The organism is Gluconacetobacter sacchari, assembly GCF_014174255.1.
Taxonomy (GTDB): Bacteria; Pseudomonadota; Alphaproteobacteria; order Acetobacterales; family Acetobacteraceae; genus Gluconacetobacter; species Gluconacetobacter sacchari.
Genome location: NZ_JABEQJ010000002.1, coordinates 169,846 through 187,525 on the forward strand (window position 1 = coordinate 169,846; position 17,680 = coordinate 187,525).

Consider the following 17,680-nt stretch of genomic DNA (forward strand, 5'->3'; position numbering starts at 1 on the left):
AGGAGATGCGTATCCATGCATGGTCGTCCAGACGGCGTGACGGTTTCTGGCGACGGTTCGGAGACTTCCCAGGATGGTTTCTGATTTTAATGTGTTTTCTATGGCCACCGCGATGCGCGACCAGCGTCGCGAAATCGAGATGAGTCTGCCCGACTACCTTGAAGCCTGCCGCACCGACCCGTCGTGCCATGCAACCGCGGCCGAGCGGATGCTGAAGGCGATCGGCGAGCCCAGGAGCGTGGATACATCGCGCGACCCGCGCCTGTCGCGCATCTTCATGAACCGTACCCTGCGGATCTATCCCGCGTTTTCGGACTTCTTCGGCATGGAGGAGACGATCGAGCAGATCGTGGGCTTCTTCCGCCATGCCGCGCAGGGGCTGGAGGAACGCAAGCAGATCCTTTACCTGCTCGGCCCCGTGGGGGGCGGCAAATCGTCCCTGGGCGAGCGGCTGAAGGCGCTGATGGAAAAGGAGCCCATCTACGTGCTGAAGGCCGGGCGGCATGTCAGCCCCGTCTTCGAAAGCCCGCTGGGCCTGTTCGACCCCGAGCGCATGGGCGCGGCGCTGGAGGAGCAATATGGCATTCCGCGCCGGTTGCTGACCGGCGTTGCCAGCCCGTGGGCGCTGAAGCGGCTGGAGGAATTCGACGGGGACCTGTCGCGCTTTTCCGTCATCAAGGTGCATCCGTCGCGGCTGCGCCAGATCGCGATCGCGAAGACCGAGCCGGGCGACGACAACAACCAGGACGTATCGGCCCTGGTGGGCAAGGTCGATATCCGGCAACTGGAGCATTTCAGCCAGAACGATCCCGATGCCTACAGCTTCTCGGGCGGGTTGAACCGCGCGAACCAGGGGCTGCTGGAATTCGTCGAGATGTTCAAGGCGCCGATCAAGATGCTGCACCCGCTGCTGACGGCGACGCAGGAGGGCAATTATGTCGGCACCGAGAATATCGGCAGCATTCCCTTTACCGGCGTGATCCTGGCCCATTCGAACGAAGCCGAATGGCAGACCTTTCGCAACAACCGCACCAACGAGGCGTTTCTGGACCGCGTCTGCGTCATCAAGGTACCCTATTGCCTGCGGGTGACGGAGGAGACGAAAATTTATGAGAAGCTGGTCCAGTCCTCCAGCCTGGCGAATGCGCCCTGCGCGCCCAACACGCTGGAAATGCTGGCCCGTTTCGCGGTCCTGTCGCGGCTGAAGGCGCATCCGAACTCTACCCAGTTCGCCAAGATGCGGGTCTATGACGGCGAGAATATCCGCGAGACCGACCCCAAGGCGCGCACGATGCAGGAATATCGCGACGCCGCCGGGGTGGATGAGGGGATGGACGGGATTTCCACCCGGTTCGCCTACAAGGTGCTGTCCGCGACCTTCAACCATGATTCGGCCGAGATTTCGGCCGATCCGGTGCATCTGATGTACGTGCTGGAACAGGCGGTGCGGCGCGAGCAGTTTCCGGCGGAAATCGAGGCGAATTACCTGGCGACCCTGAAATCGGAACTGGCCGGCCGCTATGCCGAATTCCTGGGCCATGAAATCCAGAAGGCCTATCTGGAGAGCTACAACGATTACGGCCAGAACCTGTTCGACCGCTATCTGGACTATGCCGATGCGTGGATCGAGGACCAGGACTTCAAGGACCCCGATACCGGGCAGATGCTCAATCGCGAGTTGCTGAACGCCGAACTGACCAAGATCGAGAAGCCCGCGGGCATCGCCAACCCCAAGGATTTTCGCAACGAGGTGGTGAAGTTCTCGCTGCGCGCGCGGGCCGGCAATGGCGGGCGCAACCCGTCCTGGACCTCGTACGAGAAGATCCGCGACGTGATCGAGAAGCGGATGTTCAGCCAGGTCGAGGATCTGCTGCCGGTCATCAGCTTCGGGTCCAAGAAGGATGGCGAGACCGAGCGCAAGCATGACGAGTTCGTCGAGCGGATGGTGTCGCGCGGCTATACGGAACGGCAGGTTCGACGGCTCGTTGAATGGTACATGCGGGTGAAGCAATCCGCCTGAACGGGAATGGTGTCGCCCAGTGGATATCATTGACAGACGTCCCAATCCCCATGGGAAAAATATCGAAAACCGGCGGCGCGTGCTCCAGCGTGCCCGCTCGGCCGTGCAGACGGCCGTGCGGGACGCGGTCGCGCGCGGCAAGATCAGGGAGGTGGGGCAGGGCAATGCGATCTCGGTCCCGGCGGATGCGTTGCACGAGCCTTCGCTGCATCGTGTCTTCTCGGACGGGGTGCGTGAGATCGTCCTGACCGGAAACCGCGAGTTCTCGCGCGGCGACCGGCTGCAACGGCCGCCGGGTGGCGGCGGCGGGCAGGGCTCGGGGGCCGGGCAGGCCGGCGAGGCGGGCGGAGGAGAGGATTCCTTCCGTTTCGTGCTGAGCCGGGATGAGTTCCTGGATCTGTTCTTCGACGACCTGGAATTGCCCGACCTGATCAAGCGCGAGATCTCGACCACCGAAAACGGTGTGCCCGCGCGTTCCGGCCTGAGCAACGAGGGATCGCCCTCGCATCTCGATCTGGGACGGACGATGCGCCGGTCGATCGCGCGGCGCCTGGGGCTGGGCCGGCCCAAGCCGCAGGAATTACTGGATGTCGAGGAGCGTATCGCCGCGCTGGAAGCCCTGCGGCCCGCGTCGGCCGAGGAACTGGAGGAGTTGGAAGGGCTGCGCGAGCGGCGCGGGACCCTGCGCCAGCGCATGGCGCGGATCCCGTGGGTCGATCCGGTCGACCTGCGCTTTCGCCGCTATACGATCATGCCGCAGCCGGCGACGCGGGCGGTGATGTTCTGCGTCATGGATGTCTCGGGTTCGATGACCGAGCGGATGAAGGACCTGGCGAAGCAGTTCTTCCTGCTGCTGCATGTGTTTCTGGAACGGCGGTACAAGAAGGTCGAAATCGTCTTCATCCGCCATGCCGAAAGCGCCGAGGAGGTCGATGAGGAGACGTTCTTCCACGATCCGCGTACTGGCGGCACCATCGTCTCGTCTGCGCTGGAACTGATGCGAACCATCCAGCGGGAGCGCTTTCCCTCGGCCAACTGGAATATCTATGTCGCGCAGGCCTCGGATGGCGACAACGCGTCGTCCGACACCACCCGCACCGCCAGCCTGCTGCGGGACGATATCCTGCCGGCGGTGCAGTATTATGCCTATATCGAAATCACGGGATCGGGGGCGGTGATTCGCGGCGAGACCGATCTGTGGCGCAGCTATCGCGCCATCGCCGACGAGAACGAGCATCTGGCGATTCGCCAGGTGGGCGACCGCAAGGAGATCTTTCCGGTTTTCCGCGACCTGTTTTCCCGTCAGCGCGATAGCGCGGAGGCTTGATGGACCAGATCGTATCAGGGGGCGGGCCGCCGGCGCGGGCCGGCGGGCTGCTCTATTCCGGCAATGACTGGAATTTCCAGACCATCCGCGATTGCTACGACGCGATCGAGGAGATCGCGCGCGGCGAACTGGGGCTGGAGATCTATACCAACCGGGTGGAGATCATCACCTCCGAGCAGATGCTGGATGTCTATACCGCGCACGGCATGCCGGTGGGGTACAAGCACTGGTCGTTCGGCAAGCGCTTCATCGGGCATGAGAACGCCTATCGGCGCGGGCTGATGGGGCTGGCCTATGAGGTCGTCATCAATTCCGACCCCTGCATCAGCTACCTGATGGAGGAGAACTCGGCGACCATGCAGGCGCTGGTGATCGCGCACGCGGCGTTCGGGCATAACCATTTCTTTCGCAATAACAGGCTGTTCCGGGAATGGACGGACCCGTCCGACATTCTGGACTATCTGGAATTCGCCCGTGGCTACATCGCGCGGTGCGAGGAGCGGCATGGCCAGCGCGCGGTGGAGCGGGTGCTGGACGCGGCCCATGCCTTGCAGAACCAGGGGGTCAACCGCCATTCCGGCGCCCGCAAGCTGGACCTGAAGGCCGAGCAGCAGCGGGCGAAGGAGCGGCGGGCCTATGAGGACAGCGTCTTCAACGATCTGTGGCGGACGCTGCCGGCCGAGGCCGGCGAGGCCGGCGGGACGGCCGAGGGGAGCCACGCGCGCCGGCTGTTGGGACTACCCGAGGAAAATCTGCTCTATTTCCTGGAAAAGAACGCTCCGCGCCTGGCACCATGGGAGCGTGAGATCATCCGCATCGTCCGCATGATCGCGCAATATTTCTATCCGCAGCCCCAGGTGAAGATGATGAACGAGGGCTGCGCGACCTGGGTGCATGCCTACATCATGCGGCGCCTGCACGAGCTGGGGCGGATCGACGACGCGGCCTATCTCGAAGTCATCCATTCCACGTCGAACGTGATCAACCAGCCCGGCTTCGACACGGGAGGCGGGGCGTCGTTCAACCCCTATGCGCTCGGTTATGCGATGATGACGGATATCGCGCGCATCTGCACCGAGCCGACGAGCGAGGATCGGGAGTGGTTTCCCGACATCGCGGGCAATGGAGACGCGATCGGCACGCTGCGCCATGCCTGGGCGGAATATCGGGATGAGAGCTTCATCCAGCAATTTCTTTCCCCCAAGGTGATTCGCGATTTTCGCATGTTCCGCCTGTGCGACGATACCGCCCAGCCCTACCTGCTGGTCGATGCCATTCACGACGAGGTGGGATATCGCGATATCCGCCGCAGTCTGGCGCGGGTCTACGACCCCGGCACGTTCTATACCGAGATCGAGATCGTCGATGTCGATCTGCTGGGCGACCGCACCCTGAAGCTGGAACATCGGACAAAGGCCGGCGAGTTGCTCCAGGCCGGCGATGCGCGCCAGACGCTGGATTACCTTGCGACGCTATGGGGGTATGGCGTCGTGCTGAACGAGGTGGATTCGCAGACGGGTACCGTCCTGGCCAGTCATGCGGCGGGGCCATCGCAGTAGGGGACCGGGTGGAAAGGCTCTGGCGTTTGTTTCCGAAAATTTGTATCGGAAGGATATCGAACCGGATGGCGGGCGGCATCCGAGTCATGGTTCGGGTCCGATGGGGCGAGCGACAGGGTTGGCTGGATGAACATGGTATCTTCTGTGCGGGGTCGGCGGTCGCATGACGGCTGATCGACGGTCTCGCGTTCCGCGCGCTCTCGCGGCAGCCTGTATCCTGACGGCGATCGCGGCGCAGGGGCCGGCGCGGGCCGCCGAGCCGATCCTCCAGACCGAGGAAAGCGACATCGTGACCCTGCCGCCCGGCGGCCCGCACCGGGTGCTGGTCGAGGATGGCGTGTATCGCCACAGCAAGGACGGACGGGTCTATGTCGTGGACCTCGATACCGGGCGGCTGCTGGGCATGGTGCAGGCGGCCTATAACGCCAACGTGGTGGCCGATCCGGCGGGCAAGGCGTTCTATGTCGCCGAGACGACGTGGGAACGCGGCAATCGCGGCAAGCGTCACGACATGCTGGCGGCCTATGATCCGCGCACGCTGGAACCGACGGCGGATATCGACCTGCCGGGCCGGGCGCTGATCACGCCCAAGAAGCCCGACATGGCGATCAGCGCCGATGGCCATTACGTCTATGTCTATGATTCCAGCCCGACCAATGCGGTCCATGTCTATGATACAGGCCTGAAATCGGTGGTGCGGACGGTGGACGTGCCGGGCTGCGGGCTGATCTATCCATGGGGGAATGCCGGGTTTTCGTCGATCTGCGGCGACGGGTCGCTGGCGAACGTACGGATGGATGCCAAGGGCGTGCCGGCGCTGACGCGGACCCCGCCGTTTTTCGTGCCCGACCGCGACCCGGTCTTCGAGCATAGTCCGGACGTCGCGGCCAACGGCCATGTCTGGTTCATTTCCTATAGCGGCCTGGTCTATGAAGCGACGCTGGGATCGCAATCCAGCATCGCCAAGCCCTGGTCGATCCAGGAAGCGGCCGGCCTGAAGGCGGCGTCGGACGCCCGCGCCCCGTTCGAGGTGGCGTGGCGGCCGGGCGGATGGCAGCTCGCGGCGTTGCGGGCGCGGGATTCGCACCTGTTCGTACTGATGCACAAGGGCACCTTCTGGACGCACAAGGATGCCGGGTCGGAATTGTGGGAACTGGACCTGAAGACGCATCGGCTGGTGCGGCGCATCGCTCTGGCGGCCCGCAGCATGATGGTCGGCGTGACCCAGGACGCGCAGTCGCGCCTGATGCTGACGGATGATGCCGGCGACCTGATGGTGCTGGACGGGGCCGACGGCAAGCCGTTGCGCAAGATCGCGGCGCTGGGCGATGCGCTGATCTTTACGGCGGCCCCGGGAGAATGAGCCGCCGAATGATCCCGGCGTGACGGAGAAACGATATGCCCGATCCTGAAAACCGGGAGGCCGTCGGCGTGTCGCGGAACGGCCTCGACAGCATGGCCGAACGGCTTGCCCGCTATCTTGCCGGCCGGTCCTCCCGCCGCGGCGCGCTGGCGCGGCTGGGCGGGTGGGCGGCGGCGATCCCGGCCTTTCCGCTGCTGCCGGTCTGGCGGCGTGACGCGCGGGCGGCGACGGAGGCCGGCGCCGCGCCGTCGCCGTTCGCGGCCAAGGCGCAGGCCAGGGACGACACGAAGTGCGACTATTGGCGTTATTGCGCCATTGACGGCAATCTCTGCACCACCTGCGGCGGCGGCGTTCATAGCTGCCCGCCCGGGACGCATCCGTCGCCGACCTCGTGGATCGGCACCTGTTTCAACCCGCAGGATCGTCGCGCGTACCTGATCGCCTATCGCGACTGCTGCGGGCAGGATGCGTGCAACGAGCAGAACTGCCTGGGTACCGACGGCGACCTGCCGACCTATCGTCCGCAGGCCAACAACGACATCATCTGGTGTTTCGGGACCGGGTCGCTGCTTTATAATTGTTCGACCGCCGTGATTGTAGGAACCGCCGAATGAAGAAGATCCTTACCCTGGCCCTGTCTCTGGGTGCCGCCACCCCCGCCCTCGCCGCGCCGGATGGCCAGGCGCTCTATGGCGCGAATTGCGGTATCTGCCACCAGGGCGGTGGAGTCGGCGCGCCGGGCCAGTTTCCGCCGCTGGCGAATCGGATCGACAAGATCATCTCGACGCCCGACGGCAAGAAATATGTGACCGAGGTGCTGATGAACGGCCTGAGCGGTTCGATCGACGTTGCCGGGGCGACCTATGTCGGGTTCATGCCCAGCTTCAAGTCCCTGTCCGACGACGACGTGGCGGCGATTCTGTCCTATCTGTCGTCGTTGGGCGGCACCAAGCCGGCGCCGGTCGTGACGCCCGCGGACGTTGCGGCCGCGCGCGCGGCGCCGATGGCATCCTCGGCCGTCGCGGCCGCCCGGAAGGCGCTGAATGCGGCGCATCCGCTCCCCTGAGACTCGCGGACGCTTCGTCCGTCTGCCATGGCCGGTCCTGGCGATTGTCGCCGTGGCCGGCCTGATGATGCCTGGGCGGGGGGCCTGGGCGCTGGATCAGGTCCGTTCCACCTATCTGGAAAAATGCGGCGGCTGCCACGGGATCGAGGGACGGTCGGGGCAGACCTATATCCCGACCCTGCGCGACCGGGTCGGCACGCTGAGCTGCACGCCGGAGGGGCGGACCTATCTGCTGACGGTGCCCGGCGTGTCGATGTCGCTGATCCGCGATGACGCGCTGATGGCGCGCGTGATGAATTTCGTACTGTTCGACCTGGGGGGAGAGAGCACGCCGACGGGAACCCGCCCCTTTACCGCCGCGGAAATCCACGCCCAGCGGGGCCACGCCCTCAGCACCACGGACCTGCCGGCGCTGCGCGGGCAGGTGTGGGCGCGGGCGATCGCCTGCGCGGCGGGCCGTCGGTAGGGGGCGCCGGTTCCGTCAGGGGAGGCGGCGCGCCAGATCGGCGGCCGCGATGGCGAACGCCTGATAGAAATCGTCATGGACCGCGACCATGCCGCCGGACAGGTGGATGAAGCCTTCGGCCATGCCGTTCTGTACCATACCGTCGGAATGGGCCAGGATGCCGTCCGCATCTTCCAGCGCGCCCGATCCGACCGGGGCGTCAGGCGTGACGCGGGGGCGCAGCGCGTCGTTCCAGGCGGCGCGGCGATAGGCGGCGACTTTCTCGGGGTACGGGCGGCCATCGACCGTGTAGCCGGCGAGCGGCTTGCCCTGCGCCAGCATGTAGCCGATTTCGACCGCCGTGCCCGGGTCCATGTCCGCGGCCCTGCGGAAGGGATCGAGGCAGAAGATGCCGCCGGCGCAACGGTCCATCAGGGCGCGGTCGGCGGTCACGATCTTCAGGATCGTCTCACGCCCCGGCGGCAGGGATTCGATGCCGGCCTGGCCGTCGAAGGGGGCCAGGCCCTCCAGCCCGACCTGCCCGCACAGGGTCCGCAGCCGGTCGAAAATCGCGATCGCGCCGGGACGAAAGACCAGGTCGCCGGCCAGATAGACGGTTCGGTTCGTCGTCATGCCACTTCTGTGCTCCTTTTTCTTGCCACGATCCGATTCGCATCTTATGTGGAAGCGCCAACGGTCGGGTACCCGAGGCACTGGGACCCCTGCAACGGTAGATGAGGTTCCAGCACGATGTCTTCCCCCAGCCATCCGCTTTCCGTGTCCCGTGTCGAGGAGCGCATTCGCGAGGCCCTGGCATTCGACGACGTTCTGGTCGTTCCCGCCGAATCGCGGGTATTGCCCGGCCAGACCGCGACCAGTACCCGCCTGACCCGGCGGATCGGCCTGAACATTCCGCTGATCTCGGCGGCGATGGATACCGTGACCGAGGATTCGATGGCGATCGCCATGGCCCGGCAGGGCGGTATCGGCGTGATCCACAAGAACCTGACGATCGACGAGCAGGCCGAGCATGTCCGGCGCGTCAAGCGGTACGAATCGGGCATGGTCGTCAATCCGGTGACGGTATGGCCCGACCAGACCCTGGCCGATGTCAACGCCATCATGACCCGGCACGGCATCAGCGGCCTGCCGGTGATCGAGCGTGAGACCAAGCGGCTGGTGGGCGTGCTGACCAACCGCGACGTGCGCTTCGCCACCGATCCGAACCAGCGGGTCGACGACCTGATGACGCGCGACAACCTGGTGACCGTCCGCGCCGATGTCGGGCGTGACGAGGCTCGCCAGCTTCTGCATCGTCACCGGATCGAGAAGCTGCTGGTGGTCGATGACGCGCATCGCTGCATCGGGCTGATCACCGTCAAGGACATGGAAAAGGCGGTTCTCTATCCGTTGGCCAACAAGGACGAGATGGGGCGTCTGCGCTGCGCCGCCGCGACCGGCGTGGGCGAGGACGGCTTCAACCGTGCCCGCGCGCTGATCGAGGCCGGGGTGGATGTCGTGGTCGTGGATACCGCGCATGGCCATTCGGCGGGCGTGATGGAGGCCGTGGCGCGGGTCAAGGCGCTCGATGAGCGGATCCAGGTGATCGCCGGCAATGTCGCGACGCCAGAGGCGGCCGTTGCCCTGATCGAGGCCGGTGCCGATTGCGTGAAGGTCGGCATCGGTCCCGGGTCTATCTGCACCACGCGCGTGGTCGCCGGCGTGGGCGTGCCCCAGTTCACCGCGGTGCTGGAAACGGCGGCGGCCTGTCATGAACGCGATATTCCGGTGATCGCCGATGGCGGCATCCGCACCTCGGGCGATATCGTCAAGGCGATCGGGGCGGGGGCCGATGTGGTGATGGTCGGCTCGCTGCTGGCTGGCACCGCCGAGGCGCCGGGCGAGGTGTTTCTCTACGAGGGGCGCTCGTATAAATCCTATCGCGGCATGGGCAGCCTGGGCGCCATGGCGCGCGGCTCGGCCGACCGTTATTTCCAGCAGGAGATCAAGGAAACCCACAAGATGGTCCCCGAGGGGATCGAGGGGCGCGTCGCCTTCAAGGGCGGGATGGATGCCGTCGTGCATCAACTGGTCGGGGGGCTGCGCGCGGGGATGGGGTATACCGGGTCCGCCACGGTCGCCGACCTGCAAGTGCGCGCGCGCTTCCGCCGCATCACCGGGGCGGGTTTGCGCGAGAGCCATGTCCATGACGTGGCGATTACCCGTGAAGCGCCGAATTATCGGCGTGACTGACCCGACACCGATCGCCATCTCCGATTGACAGGACGACTATGACGCCCAGCGCGCGGCTTGCTGCCGCCATCGATCTGCTGTCGGAAATGGAAGCGGCGCCGCGTCGCCCCGCCGACGCGGTTGCCAATGCCTTCTTCCGCGAGCGCCGCTATATCGGTGGCGGGGACCGTCGCGCGGTTTCCGACCGGGTGTGGGCGGTGCTGCGGCACTGGCGCCATCTCGGCTGGTGGCTGGAGCGGGTCGGGGCGCCCGCCTCCCCCCGCGCCCGCCTGATTGCCGCGATGCAGGTGATGCCCCGGCCCGGCGAGGTGCCCGCGGCCCTGTTTTCGGGTGACCGGTATGGCGCGGCGCCGCTGACGGCGGCCGAGCAGGATCTCGCGGCGCGGCTGCGGGGGCAGTCGCTGGACAGCCCCGAAATGCCGCAGGCGGTTCGCCTGGAAGTGCCGGACTGGCTGCTGCCCAGGCTGGCCGACATGTTCGGCACCACGCTGGAAGCCGAGATCGCGGCGCTGGGAGGCGAGGCGCCGCTGGATCTGCGGGTCAACCTGCTGAAGACGACGCGCCGGGAGGCGGCGCGCCTGCTGGCGGAAGGGGGCATCGACGCCGAGGAGACGACCCTTTCGCCCTGGGGCCTGCGCGTGCCGGGGCGGCAGCCGGTGACGGCGACGGCAGCCTTCAAGGCCGGTCTGGTGGAAATTCAGGACGAAGGCAGCCAGATCGTGGTGGCGGCGGCCGATGCGCGCCCGGGCATGCGCGTGCTGGATTACTGCGCGGGTGCCGCCGGCAAGACTCTGGGCATGGCCATGACTATGCAGAATCGCGGCCATATCGTGGCCTGCGATGTCTCCGAACCCAGGCTGGACGGCGCGGTGCGCCGGCTGCGCCGGGCGGGGGTCCATAACGCGGAACGGCATCTTCTGGTCCCGGGCGATCGGTGGGCGCGGCGGCGGGCCGGCAGTTTCGACCGGGTGCTGGTCGATGCGCCCTGTACCGGAACCGGCACCTGGCGCCGCAACCCCGACGCGCGCCTGCGCCTGAGCGAGCGGGACCTGGAGGAACTGACGGCCAAGCAGGGCGAGATCCTGTCGACCGCCGCCACACTGGTGCGGCCGGGCGGGCGGCTGATCTATGCCACCTGCTCGGTCCTGCGCGAGGAGAACCAGGACCGGATCGCGACCTTCCTGGCGGCATCGCCGCACTATCGCCTGGCGCGGCCCGCGCCCGATTGTGGCCTGCCGCCCGATCTGGCGCGGGATGGCATGATCGCGCTGTCGCCGCTGCGCCATGGAACGGACGGGTTTTTCGCGGCCGTGCTGGAGCGGGTGGACTGAATCGGGGCGCCGCATCCGTGCGGCGTTCCATCCTGCTGACGCGGCACGACAAATTCTAGTACTGTCGGGAACTTTCGAACCACCAGTCCGGGATAGGTGCATGCAGGATAATCTGGCCATAGGGATCTTATGCGTACTGGGTGGTGGTATCGGGGCCCAGTGGGTTGCCTGGCGGTTTCGGCTGCCTGCCATCGTCCTGCTGTTCGCATTGGGGCTGATCTATGGCCCCGGGCTGAACCTGCTGCATCCGTCGGCGGCGATCGGGCGCTACTTTCATCCGATGGTCTCGCTGGCGGTCGCCTTCATCGTGTTCGAAGGCGGGCTTGGGCTGGATTTCCGCCAGTGGCGCGCGGCGGGCGAGGGGGTGTTGCGGCTGACGGTGGTGGCCCTGCCGATCAATCTGGTGCTCGGCACCCTGGCGGCCCATTTCGTCGGCCATCTGCATTGGGGAGCCTCGTGGCTGTTCGGGGCCATTATCGTGGTGACCGGGCCGACGGTGGTGCTGCCGCTGCTGCGCCATACCAAGCTGCGCCCCCGGGTGGCGGCCTTCCTGCGGTGGGAAGCGATCCTGAACGACCCGGTCGGCGCGATCCTGGCGACGCTGGTGCTGGAATTCCTGATGATCCAGGGCAATCGGCATTCGGGGATGTTCATCGCGGAAATCGTGCCGCATCTGCTGTTCGCCACCATGATGGGCATGGGCTGCGGCGTCTTTCCGGCGGTGCTGGTGCGGTTTCTGTCCCGGCGGGACCTGATTCCGGAAATCCTGCGGATCCCCATCATCCTGACCCTGGCGATGAGCGTCTTCGCCATCTGCAATTTCTTCATGGAAGGGGCGGGGCTGATGGCGGCCACCGTCTTCGGCATGGCGCTGGCGAACCTGCATGTGCTGGGCATGAGCGAACTGCGCCGCATCAAGGAATCGCTGGGGGTGCTGGTCGTGTCCTGCCTGTTCGTGATGCTGACGGCCGACCTGCATCGCGAGGTGTTGGCCCGCCTGTCGCTGCCGATCGTGGCAATGACGCTGACGGTGCTGTTCGTGGTGCGGCCGGTCGGTATCCTGCTGTCCACCGTGCGCTCGCGCCTGTCGTGGCAGGAGCGGCTGTTCGTCGGCTGGATCGCGCCGCGCGGCATCGTCGCCGCCGCCGTGGCGGGGGCGGCCGGCCTGCAACTGGGCGATGCCGGCTACCCCAGCGCCGACCTGGTGATGCCCGGCGTGTTCGCGCTGATCGCGACCACCATGATCCTGCATGGGTTTTCCCTGCGTCCGCTCGCCCGTGCCCTGCGCCTGACGCTGTCGGACGATCCTGCCCTGGCGATCGTCGGTGCCAGTGCGTGGTCCACCGACCTGGCGGGGGTGATGCATCGTCTGGGCTGCCCGGTCGTGCTGGTGGATACCTATGCCGGCGCGCTGGCGGCGGCGACGCGGGCGGGCATTCCGACGCTGCGGGCCGAATTGCTGTCGGACGAGGGAATAGAAAGCCTGGAGGAACGCCCCGCCGACTACCTGATCGCCGCCACGCCCGATGCGATCTATAACGGGCTGGTCTGTGCCCGGCTGGCCCCGGATTTCGGCCGCCAGCGCGTGTTCCAGGTCAGCCCCGGCGTGGCCCGGCTGGATCTGTATCGCGGATTGAGCCGCGACTCGCGCGGGCGGGTGCTGGGAGAGCCGGCGTGGAACTTCACGCTGTTCGAAACGCTGTTCGAGCGCGGGTGGCGCTTTCGTGCCATGCCGCCCGTATCGGCGCCGACAGCCGGCACGCCCGCTGCGTCGTCGGCGGGCGGAGACGGCAATCGCCTGGTGATTCTGACTGTGCGCAAAGGCACCGCGATCTGGATCTGTTCGGCCGAGGATGCGGCGCCGGTGGAGCCGATGCCTGGCGACATCGACGTGGTCATGGAACCGCCGACCCCCCCGGAGCAGACCGGACTGGCATGAGGGGCCGTTCCGTCAGACGGGCGGAGGGACCTCGATTTCCGACAGACCGGCGGCGAGCAGGCGGCGCAGGTCCGCCTCGTCCAGGGCGATGCAGCCTTCGGTCGGCCGGCGATCCGGCGATTGCAGGTGGAGGAAGATCGCCGATCCACGGTCGGGAACCGGGGGAGAATCGTTATAGGCCAGGACGATCACGATATTGTAAACGCCGTCGTCGCGCCACAGGCGTTCATGGCGGGCGGGGTGCGGCAGCGTGATGGGGCGATTGTAGTCGGCATGGGTGGGGTCGTCGCACCAGCCGTCATTCGGCGCCAGCGGCTCGACGGGCAGATGGCTGACGGGGGCTGCCACCCGATCGGCGCGATAGAGGACGCGCGTCAGCGGCAGCAGGCCGGCCGGGGTGGCGTGGTCGCCTTCCTGCTTGTGGAGACGGACACCGGCGGCACCGATGATGGCCGGGATGGAATCGCCCATGCAATGCAGGCGTGCGGTCGGCCCTGTATTTGTTTTTAGTAACGCGCGTATCATGAATCGCTCCAACTGGATCGCTTTTTTTCCTGAGTCGGTTTTAAACTATCGGGCCTGAAGGCTGGATACGGCGTTACGACCGTAAGAGTGGATGGGGCGTCATGTCGGTTGGGCCGGGTGCTGCCGTTTCCATCGCGGGGATGATATAGGATAAGAATGCCGACCCCGCGTAAATGGGGGCCGGTCAAAATAAAGAGGGTTCGATGGCAGGTGCGCGTCCCATTCTGATAGTGGATGACGATCAGACGTTACGTCATATGCTCGTCGAACAATTGCAGTTGGAAGGAGAGTTCCAGGCAGTCGAGGCCGAATCGGTGGCTGACGCCTGGGAGAAGCTGAATGCGGCGGGAGCCCGATTCGACGCCATTATCCTGGACGTGACGCTGCCCGATGGCGACGGGCGCGATTTCTGCGCGGAACTGCGGCGACAGGGAAAGCGGATTCCGATCATCATCCTGACCGGTTCGGACGAGGAGACGGATGTCGTGCGCGGGCTGGACGCCGGAGCGAACGATTATGTCGCCAAGCCGTTCCGCATCGCCGAGCTGCTGGCCCGCCTGCGTGCCCAGATGCGTATCTTCGAGAACAGCGAGGATGCGGTCTTTTCGATCGGGCCGTATGTCTTCCGTCCTTCGGCCAAGCTGTTGCAGGAGCCCGCCCGCAACCGCCGTATCCGCCTGACGGAGAAGGAAGCGGCGATTCTGAAATTCCTCTACCGGGCGGGGACCCGGCCGGTGCCGCGCCAGGTCCTGTTGAACGAGGTCTGGGGCTATAACGCCGCCGTCACCACCCATACGCTGGAAACCCATATCTATCGCCTGCGGCAGAAGATCGAGCCCGATCCCACCAATGCCTCGCTGCTGGTGACCGAGGGCGGCGGGTATCGCCTCGACCCGGAAGGGGGGGCGCGAGCCTCCTGATCGCGCGGCGTTCGACGTGACGCCGTGAACGCCCCCCCGTTTCATGGCGCGCGAGCCCGCGCCACCGTGATCCGTCATCGCCCGCGGATTTCCCCGGCGTCCCCCGGACAGGCACGGTTCTTTCCTGCGAGGCCATATTGACACGAGATTTTCCCCTCCATGTCGGGGTGGACGGCTATAATCTGGCGCTTCCGCGCGGAACGGGCATTGCGACCTATGCGCGCACCTTGACCCATTGTCTCAAGGCGATGGGGGGAACGGTGGATGTCGTCTACGGCATGGACATTTCCCCCCGCATGTCGGCCGACCTGCGGGAAATCATGTTCTTCGACATTCTCGGCGCGTCCGCCGGTGCGGGCGGTCCGAAAACCAGCACCGCGCGCTGGGTCCGGGAATATGTTGCCGAGACGGTCACGGGGCGGCGCAAGGCGGTCGAGGTGCCGATCAGCGGCCGGGTGGAGGTGCGTGATTTCGCCCAGCGCCTGCCGGCATTCGACCGTCTGCTGAACGTCCGGAGGCTCTTTCGCGCCGCGGGACGGCATTTTCGATCGACGGGCCGCTTCGTGACGGTCTCCGTTCCCAATCCGCCGGCGATCATGCATTGGACCTATCCTTTGCCCATCAGGGTCAAAGGGGCAAAAAATATCTACACTATTCATGATCTCGTGCCGCTGAGACTGCCGCAGACGACGCTTGGTAACAAAAAGGATCATTTCAAATTAATCAGTGCGCTGGCGGAAAGCGCGGATGCGATCTGTACCGTGTCGGAAGCCTCGAGAGAGGAGATTCTGTCGTTCTTCCCGGATGTGAACAAGCGACTGCACAATACATACCAGTCGTTCGAGCCCAGTACGGCGATCGACGCCGCGCGTGAGGCGGGAATCACCCAGGAAATCAGGGAATTGTTCGGTCTGCGCCCCGGGGGGTTTTTCTTGTTTTTCGGCTCGCTGGAGCCGAAGAAGAATATCGGGCGCCTGATCGAGGCGTTCCTCATGGCGCGGACGGACCGCCCGCTCGTCATCGTGGGGGCCATGAGCTGGAAGACCGAGGATGAGCTTCGTTTCCTGGAGCGCGGCATCGCCGCCGGGCGCATCCAGAAGCTGGACTATCTGCCGGCCCCGCTTCTGGCAGCGTTGATTCGCGCGGCGCGCGCGGTTCTGTTTCCCTCGCTCTCGGAAGGCTTCGGGCTGCCGGTGCTGGAAGCGCTGGCGTGGGGGACGCCGGTGCTGACCTCGCGTGAAGGCGCGCTGCCGGAAGTCGCGGGACAGGCGGCGTTATTCGTCGATGCGTATGACGGTGCGGCCATCAGCGCCGGTATCGAGGAACTCGACGGCAATGATGCGCTGTGTGCCGGCCTGAGCGAGCAGGGACCGCGACAGGCCGCGCGTTTCGATATGAAAAAATACGAAGAGCGACTGGGGGAAATGTACCGGTCCGTTCTGTCTTCCGGACACTGACGGCGTCGGCGGGGGTTGCCGATGCGGAAGGATTGTGGTGCCGGGTGAGGGATTTGAACCCCCGGCCTTCGGTTTACAAAACCGCTGCACTACCGCTGTGCTAACCCGGCGACGGCCGCGCCTGTTTTGCCGCTCTCTTTCCAACGGGTCAAGAGCGCAGGGGGCCGGGATCTCGATCCCGGCCCCCCTGTCCGATCACCGCTGCTGGTACAGCAGGCGAGCGCGGATCGTGCCCTTGAGGTCGCGCAGGCGGCGCAGGATCCGGTTGTCCTTGTCGAGGTCGCGTCCGGTTTCGGCCTCGACCACCACATAGCCCAGTTCGCCGTCCGTCTGGAGATACTGGGCCGTGATGTTGCTGTTCTCCGCCATGAAGATCTCGTTGATCTGCAACATGATGCCGGGGACATTGCTGTGGACGTGCATGAAGCGAGTGCCGCGCGGGCTTTCGGGCAACTGCACCGTCGGGAAATTGACGGCGCCCAGGGTGGAGCCCACGTCGGAATATTCGATCAGCTTGCGCGCGACCTCGACGCCGATCCGCTCCTGCGCCTCGGCGGTCGAGCCACCGATATGCGGGGTGAGGATGACGTTCTCCAGACCCTGGAGCGGGGAGACGAAGGAATCGCCGGCCCCCTTGGGTTCGGTCGGGAACACGTCGATCGCGGCCCCGAGCAGGTGGCCGTCGCGCAGGGCGTCGGCCAGGGCGTCCAGGTCGACGACATTGCCACGGGCGTTGTTGATCAGGAACGAGCCCGGCTTCATCGCGCGGATCTGCTCGGCGCCGATCAGGTTCGCGGTGCTGGGCAGTTGCGGCACATGCACGCTGACCACGTCGCTCTGCCCCAGCAGGTCGGCCAGCGTGTCGACCGGGGTGGCGTTGCCGTGGACCAGCTTGTCGATCACATCGTAATAGATCACCCGCATGCCGAAGGCCTCGGCCAGCACGGAGAGCTGCGAGCCGATCGAGCCGTAGCCGACGATGCCCAGGGTCTTGCCCCGGACTTCCCAGCTATTGGCGGCGGATTTGTTCCAGCCGCCCGCGTGGCACTGGACCGAGCGGGGAAAAATCCGCCGCATCAGCATCACGACCTCGCCCATCACCAGTTCGGCGACCGAGCGCGTATTGCTGAACGGAGCGTTGAAGACCGGAATGCCGTGGCCGCGCGCCGCCGTCAGGTTGACCTGGTTGGTGCCGATGCAGAAGCAGCCCACGGCGATCAGCCGGTCGGCATGGGCCAGGACCTCGTCGGTCAACTGGGTGCGGGAGCGGATACCCACGATATGCACGCCTTCCAGTGCCTCGCGGAGCGCCGCCCCTTCCAGGGCGGTCTTGAGGCGCGTGACATTCTCGTACCCGTTGGCCTTCAGCAGCGACACGGCGCTGTCATGGATGCCTTCGAGAAGCAGGATGCGGATCTTGTCCTTGGGGAGGGACAGGTGGGAGGTGGCTTCGCTGCTCATCTCGAATACTCGCG

The 17,680-nt window shown here is 65.8% G+C and carries 15 protein-coding genes and 1 tRNA gene; 12 read left to right on the forward strand and 4 right to left on the reverse strand.

Annotated features, from left to right (window positions below):
* Window positions 1–73: 73 nt before the first annotated feature.
* The 7 genes from HLH48_RS02495 to HLH48_RS02525 all read left to right on the forward strand — a co-directional run bounded on the left by HLH48_RS02495 (window position 74) and on the right by HLH48_RS02525 (window position 7,801).
* Complete coding sequence (locus HLH48_RS02495) at window positions 74–2,020, forward strand: PrkA family serine protein kinase (protein WP_182995916.1); 1,947 nt, start codon at window positions 74–76, stop codon at window positions 2,018–2,020.
* Window positions 2,021–2,039: 19 nt separating this feature from the next.
* Entirely contained in the window at window positions 2,040–3,347 is a 1,308-nt protein-coding gene (locus HLH48_RS02500) for a YeaH/YhbH family protein (RefSeq protein WP_182995917.1), read from the forward strand.
* Window positions 3,347–4,906 carry a SpoVR family protein gene (locus tag HLH48_RS02505; RefSeq protein ID WP_182995918.1) on the forward strand — a complete coding sequence of 520 codons (1,560 nt, stop codon included), beginning with the start codon at window positions 3,347–3,349 and terminating at the stop codon, window positions 4,904–4,906. Before HLH48_RS02500 ends, HLH48_RS02505 begins: the two co-directional genes overlap by 1 nt.
* A 163-nt stretch (window positions 4,907–5,069) precedes the next feature.
* A complete protein-coding gene (locus HLH48_RS02510) occupies window positions 5,070–6,269 on the forward strand; it encodes an amine dehydrogenase large subunit (RefSeq protein ID WP_182995919.1) in 1,200 nt (399 codons plus the stop codon).
* 35 nt (window positions 6,270–6,304) lie between these two features.
* Window positions 6,305–6,883, forward strand: coding sequence for a methylamine dehydrogenase (amicyanin) small subunit (mauA, locus tag HLH48_RS02515; RefSeq protein ID WP_182995920.1), 579 nt, complete (start codon window positions 6,305–6,307; stop codon window positions 6,881–6,883).
* The gene (locus HLH48_RS02520) at window positions 6,880–7,335 is read left to right on the forward strand and encodes a c-type cytochrome (RefSeq protein ID WP_182995921.1); all 456 of its coding nucleotides are present in this window, start codon (window positions 6,880–6,882) and stop codon (window positions 7,333–7,335) included. The genes mauA and HLH48_RS02520 overlap by 4 nt, the downstream gene beginning before the upstream one ends.
* Window positions 7,313–7,801, forward strand: a complete 489-nt coding sequence (locus tag HLH48_RS02525; protein ID WP_182995922.1) for a cystathionine beta-lyase — start codon at window positions 7,313–7,315, stop codon at window positions 7,799–7,801. The genes HLH48_RS02520 and HLH48_RS02525 overlap by 23 nt, the downstream gene beginning before the upstream one ends.
* A 15-nt stretch (window positions 7,802–7,816) precedes the next feature.
* On the opposite strand, the gene HLH48_RS02530 is transcribed toward HLH48_RS02525, so the two are convergent.
* Window positions 7,817–8,413, reverse strand: a complete 597-nt coding sequence (locus HLH48_RS02530) for a nucleoside 2-deoxyribosyltransferase (protein ID WP_182995923.1) — start codon at window positions 8,411–8,413, stop codon at window positions 7,817–7,819.
* Window positions 8,414–8,530: 117 nt separating this feature from the next.
* Between HLH48_RS02530 and guaB the strand changes: the two genes are divergently transcribed.
* The 3 genes from guaB (at window position 8,531) to HLH48_RS02545 (ending at window position 13,303) form a co-directional block, all read left to right on the forward strand.
* Window positions 8,531–10,033, forward strand: a complete 1,503-nt coding sequence (gene guaB / locus HLH48_RS02535) for an IMP dehydrogenase (protein WP_182995924.1) — start codon at window positions 8,531–8,533, stop codon at window positions 10,031–10,033.
* 38 nt (window positions 10,034–10,071) lie between these two features.
* Window positions 10,072–11,364: an RsmB/NOP family class I SAM-dependent RNA methyltransferase gene (locus tag HLH48_RS02540; RefSeq protein ID WP_182995925.1), complete on the forward strand. Its 1,293-nt coding sequence runs from the start codon at window positions 10,072–10,074 to the stop codon at window positions 11,362–11,364.
* A gap of 100 nt (window positions 11,365–11,464) precedes the next feature.
* The gene (locus tag HLH48_RS02545; RefSeq protein WP_182995926.1) at window positions 11,465–13,303 is read left to right on the forward strand and encodes a cation:proton antiporter; all 1,839 of its coding nucleotides are present in this window, start codon (window positions 11,465–11,467) and stop codon (window positions 13,301–13,303) included.
* A gap of 12 nt (window positions 13,304–13,315) precedes the next feature.
* Here HLH48_RS02545 and HLH48_RS02550 read toward each other — a convergent pair whose 3' ends face one another.
* On the reverse strand, window positions 13,316–13,774 hold the full coding sequence (locus HLH48_RS02550; protein WP_246386731.1) for a L,D-transpeptidase family protein: 459 nt from the start codon (window positions 13,772–13,774) through the stop codon (window positions 13,316–13,318).
* A 257-nt stretch (window positions 13,775–14,031) separates the two neighbouring features.
* On the opposite strand from HLH48_RS02550, the gene HLH48_RS02555 reads away from it, so the two are divergent.
* Both HLH48_RS02555 and HLH48_RS02560 read left to right on the forward strand, forming a co-directional pair.
* The gene (locus HLH48_RS02555) at window positions 14,032–14,748 is read left to right on the forward strand and encodes a response regulator transcription factor (RefSeq protein ID WP_182995928.1); all 717 of its coding nucleotides are present in this window, start codon (window positions 14,032–14,034) and stop codon (window positions 14,746–14,748) included.
* Between the two features lie 260 nt (window positions 14,749–15,008).
* On the forward strand, window positions 15,009–16,205 hold the full coding sequence (locus HLH48_RS02560; protein WP_264813372.1) for a glycosyltransferase family 4 protein: 1,197 nt from the start codon (window positions 15,009–15,011) through the stop codon (window positions 16,203–16,205).
* A gap of 35 nt (window positions 16,206–16,240) precedes the next feature.
* Here the strand turns inward: HLH48_RS02560 and HLH48_RS02565 are convergent.
* Together HLH48_RS02565 and serA are read right to left on the reverse strand one after the other, a co-directional pair.
* A tRNA-Thr gene (locus HLH48_RS02565) sits at window positions 16,241–16,315 on the reverse strand.
* 85 nt (window positions 16,316–16,400) lie between these two features.
* Complete coding sequence (gene serA, locus HLH48_RS02570) at window positions 16,401–17,666, reverse strand: phosphoglycerate dehydrogenase (RefSeq protein ID WP_182995930.1); 1,266 nt, start codon at window positions 17,664–17,666, stop codon at window positions 16,401–16,403.
* Window positions 17,667–17,680: the final 14 nt, after the last annotated feature.